Genomic DNA, 5,013 nt, shown 5'->3' with positions numbered 1-5,013 from the left:
AACCATAACCGTTGTAACAATGGCGATCAATGATGGAACGCCAATCGCCAATAGCGTCGGCTTTAGGAGTTTTTGCGAATTCGCGATAAAAGGCGTTAACATCATGAGCATCATGGACTCTCCTAGGAAGGATGCATTCACCAATGAACCCTTCAAAATGGGCATTATTCCGGAATCCGCGTATACAGGCAAAAGAAGCGATGGGTGCAGATTGGTTAAATTTAATGCAAAAGTAATGACAATGCCGACCAGAAGCAACGGTCCGGCCATTTCACTGAATCGGGCAATAGCTTCGACGCTTCCTGCGTAGTTTATGTAAACCATAGCTGCGACCATAAGCGCTGCGATAATCCATATCGGTGTATCGTGAAAAAGAAATTGCTGAATAAATAAAGAAAAGATTCTTAATATATCGGCAGATACCGAAAACCACACCAAAATATACAACATACCTATTAGTTTTCCGCCCCACTTTCCAAACAGCTTTTGTGCAAACTCCACCAGCGTTTGAGAAGAATGTAGTTGACTGACTCGAACTAAAATCAGCGTCACGACTAGTCCAATGACACCTGCCACTGCAAGGGAGATCCAGGCGTCCTGTTTAGCAATTTCGATCGTTGGCGATACAGTCAACCATATACTCATGGAAATTTCTAACGTCGTGAATATCCAAAACAATTGCCAAGTTGAATTTTCACTTTCTTTCTCCTATTCCTGGGATTCGCTTGCCTATATCCCCAGTACTCTGAATTTTCAATTTGACATCAACCGATACTTCAAGCAACGGGAATATTTGATCCCATTTGTTCCTAATTTCTTTCCAGTAGTAAGGATGTTCTCTGTGAATTTCTTCTCCGAATCCGAACACGTCTTGTCCATACTGAAGCTGTATTTTTTTTATTGTTGCTTCAACTTTCTTTGATTTAATTTCATTAAGTTTGCGTTCTAACCGGATGCGTTCGGCGGATACCGAAGGATCTATATCCGTATTGTTTTCAACCACCCTTCCAGTGCCCACCAGTTTTACGTAGGCCTTCAGTTTATTGTTTTCGAATTCCATACGAATGGATCTTTTTAAGTTGTATTCATATAAAGCTATGCTACCTTCCCCCGTCTCTTCAGTCACGAATTGATTTTTTAATACCCCTTTGACCCAAAACAATTCTAAAGATTCTCTCCCGCTTACTTCCCCGACCATTTGCAAATCTTGATTAAATATAGCAACGGATCTAACTTCGAAGATTTCGTGTTTCTCCTGCTCATTCTTCGGAGAAATTTCGACCATCGGCATGGAAGGCCGAATGCCATCCCGACCTACATCGAGCAAGACATCTCTTAAGGCAGTGTCTCCTAATCGACAAAATCGGTCTTGATCAACAGCCACGATCGCCGAGAATTGATTGAACGGACTGTTGATATTTAATACATCCTTTCCTTTACCATTATTTACAACGAAAATGTCCGTCCGCATTCGAGTATCGGTATTTCGCGTAAATTGATCCATAATATCGGTTAGCCCCTTACGTGCCAACTTTTCTCCGATGAAAATGGACCTACGATGGCCAAGAAAAACTCTGCGGGGCAGCTTGTCTTGAATTTGTTGAGTCAAATCTACGATAGAAGATCCAGTCGCTGTTAGTACGATATTTGCCCTCTCGTTTCCCCCTCCTCCTTTGGTGCTATTGATATCGGCGGGAACTGCGATTTGAGCGCTTTTCTGAAGTTTGCCGCTCTCCGATAAATCCAGGGCAGTTCCAATCCAGAAAGCGTAATCGTTTATTTCATTTCTGTCCCAACATCCGGCAAGCAACAATGTCAGTACTAAACAAATGATTGAACAACAGACCTTCATCATTGTTTTCGTTGCGCCGATACGTACCGTTTATTCATTCGTATCAGCGTGTCCTTCCAAAAATTCGGTCCAATAGGAGCAATCGGTTTTAAATATGGAATGCCGAACGACTTGAGTGTCACAAGGTGGATCATGATAAACATAATCCCGATGGCAACACCGTACAGCCCAAGGAATCCCCCTAATATCAGCAACGGAAACCGCAGAATTCGAAAAGGCAATGCCAGACTATAACTGGGAAAAGCGAACGAAGCAATTCCAGTACCTGCAACAATCATAACGATAGGAGCAGAGATAAATCCAGCTTGGACGGCTGCTTCCCCAATAACCAATGCGCCTACGATACTCACGGCTGACCCGATTGCTTTAGGCAAACGAAGACCGGCTTCCCGCAATCCTTCAAACATAAGTTCCATCAACATAGTTTCAATAACGGTCGGAAACGGAATACCTTCTCTAGACGCTGAAATACTAAGCATTAGAGAAAGAGGAATCATCTGTGGATGGAACGTCGTTAGCGCAACATAAATGGATGGAAGCAGGCAAGACATAATTGCCAGCAAGAACCGCAAAAGTCTGACTGCCGAGACGTATAAGAAACGTTCATAATGGTCTTCCGCTGCTTGAAAACCTGACCAAAATGTCATTGGCAACAACAATGCGTTTGGAGAGCCGTCAACGATAATGGCTACACTTCCTGACAATAAACTCGCGGAAACGGTGTCCGGACGTTCTGTATTTTGGATTTGCGGGAATAGGGATAAGGTCTTGTCTTCGATAAATTCTTCAATATAACTGGAATCCAACAGTTGATTCGTGTGGAAAGCATCAAGTCTTCTTGTGACTTCTTGAAGCAATTCGGGTTTGACGATTTCTTCGATATATGCAACGACAAACTCTGTATTGGTCAGTTCTCCTGCTTGATGGCTTTCAAACTTTAGTTTCGGATTACTTATTTTTCTTCGAATCATGCTTAAATTTGTTTTTAAGTCTTCGGTGAATCCCTCACGTGGACCGCGTATCGATGCCTCGTTTGAAGGTTCATTGATAGCGCGTTGATTGAAAGCGGTCAGATCTGCTAAATAAGCATAAGGCTTACCATCTAGAATGATAGCCGTACTGCCTTTAAGAACTTTAGCTACAATTTCCGATAAGCGAACTACAATTTTATACTGTGTCAGTCGGTCAATATCACGACTAATCATACATGCCGAAATAATCTGCTCCAATTCTTTCGAATCAGTCAGTTCTTCTATATAAACGAGCAGAATGTTATAGTGATCCGATAGTTTTAACGGTCGGATTACGATATCAGCACAATTACGAAAAATGTATCTCAACGCATCATGATTAATGTTAACATTTTCACTCACATCCACGGGAATGTTTGGTTCCATGCTGATTACCACCCTTTCCAGAAAGTAAGTGTATATTATGCGTGGATTTTTGTTGCTTTATTCCAGAAAAAGCAAATGATGCAATGCTAGCAGCAAGTGCTTCTTTGCGTTCTCGAGTTTTGATCAGGTCTCGATGGCCGCATGAAGAATCGCTTCCCCGATTCTCTCACCCGGGGAACGGAAATCGTGGCGTGTCATACGACGGAAACGTAAGGGGCATTGGGACGAGCAAGGTTGCTGCTCTATCTAATGTATTCCGATCGGAGTGTCAACGAGGAATGCTGTATTCGCATTAAATTTAGCTGTCTATAGCGTTAAACTTCCAATTAACTTAAAGATATCTCCTTCATACCAACCGGTTTGTATAGACGCTGGAAATGCTAAAATCTTTAAAATCCGGATAAGGGTTTAAGTTCTGGGCCCATTTCGGTGATGAATATATGTTCTAGTCTTCAGGTTTGGACAAGAACATATATCCTCACAACAAAAAAACCGCGGTTTACGCGGCTTCTAATGTATATATGTTCTTGTCCTCCGACACTTGTAGATGATAAATGCAGTCTGTCAGAACGTTCTGGCGGACTGCATTTGTGCTGTGAATTTCGTTAACGTATCCCGTTAGCTTAGCGGTTGCTAGATTAAAAATAGCACAATTTAATTTAGAAATTCCTCCCATAAATAACCGTCATTCATTTGGAAGAGTACTCCTAGGATACCGAGTGTCCTAAAGGTTACTTTTTCCCCGCTTTCAAATTCGTAGTTTAATTCATACGAAACGAATATCCCTACATCCCTAAATTGCGAAGATTTGAATCTTATTTTCTCTCCATCTTTAAAGCATACATCTTCATATTCAACATAGTCACAATTAATCCCGTATTCAAGCCAATTCTCAAATTTTTCATCAGAAGGCTTAGTCATTAAAACTTTTCATGGGATTCCTCATCGTGGTTTGAACAACATGAAATCGAGCTATTTGTCCCTCCATTAATCTGACAACTTCGCTAATTGATTAAATTATCCTGCTTGTTAGCTTAATCTTTAAAGCTCCTCAAAGGATACGCTAGTCTTTATTGATGTTATTCTCCAAATTCCTTTAGAATCAATGCATAATTTAACTTTGTTAATTTCAATTTTTTCCATACCATTTTTATTTTTATAGGTAATTTTCACAGTTACCTTACCTGTTTCATCCTTCTCACTCAGGCTAATTATCTCAAAATTTTCAATCGAGATAATTTGATACTCTTTGCGTAATTTGCCCATGTTTGCATAATAATCAATGATACTTGCTTCTTCCGAGTCCCATTTAAGAAATTCTTGAGACTTCTCCATCTCTCCTTGTAACATGGTTTCGTAATATTCATAAATTGTATCTTCGATTGTCATTTGTTTATTGTCACATCCCAAAAGAAATAAGATAAGGAAGAGAGTATGCAATTGTCTCATTTTTACTTCCTTTTCATTTTTAATATATTTCCTATATTCTAATATAATCTAAAATCCCAATTCTAGGGTATGCTAAATTATCCTGCCCGTTAGTTGAACGGGTTAATAGTGATTGAAGAATTTACTGTTGCTGACCACATACAAAAGAGCAGTCCGATACGGACTGCTCAGCTTGTAGAGAAACCCACGTTTTTTCAAAACGACAKGTTTCTCTTTTGTTTTTTTATCCTCTCTTTTCGTGAGAAACAGAGGGTTTAAACCTCTTACGCCCTCCGTTCCAAGTGGAGGGCGATCTTCTTCATGTTCTGCACGGCG

Annotated in this window: 5 protein-coding genes; all 5 read right to left on the bottom strand. The window is 40.4% G+C overall.

Annotation, left to right across the window (positions count from 1 at the left end):
• The coding region (locus tag AC1DLI_RS34085; RefSeq protein ID WP_477610127.1) for a GerAB/ArcD/ProY family transporter at nucleotides 1-678 on the bottom strand (678 nt) is incomplete at its 3' end.
• A gap of 16 nt (nucleotides 679-694) precedes the next feature.
• Nucleotides 695-1,855, bottom strand: coding sequence for a Ger(x)C family spore germination protein (locus AC1DLI_RS34080; RefSeq protein WP_477610125.1), 1,161 nt, complete (start codon nucleotides 1,853-1,855; stop codon nucleotides 695-697).
• Entirely contained in the window at nucleotides 1,852-3,249 is a 1,398-nt protein-coding gene (locus AC1DLI_RS34075; RefSeq protein WP_477610123.1) for a spore germination protein, read from the bottom strand. The genes AC1DLI_RS34080 and AC1DLI_RS34075 overlap by 4 nt, the downstream gene beginning before the upstream one ends.
• Nucleotides 3,250-4,290: 1,041 nt before the next feature.
• On the bottom strand, nucleotides 4,291-4,698 hold the full coding sequence (locus tag AC1DLI_RS34070) for a hypothetical protein (protein ID WP_477610121.1): 408 nt from the start codon (nucleotides 4,696-4,698) through the stop codon (nucleotides 4,291-4,293).
• A 102-nt stretch (nucleotides 4,699-4,800) separates the two neighbouring features.
• A partial coding sequence (locus AC1DLI_RS34065; RefSeq protein WP_477610119.1) for a hypothetical protein occupies nucleotides 4,801-5,013 on the bottom strand: 213 nt, incomplete at its 5' end.

It is taken from the genome of Paenibacillus sp. 01T443 (assembly GCF_056398325.1).
The sequence above is the reverse complement of the archived record's forward strand: the minus strand, read 5'-3'. Positions and strand labels throughout refer to the sequence as shown.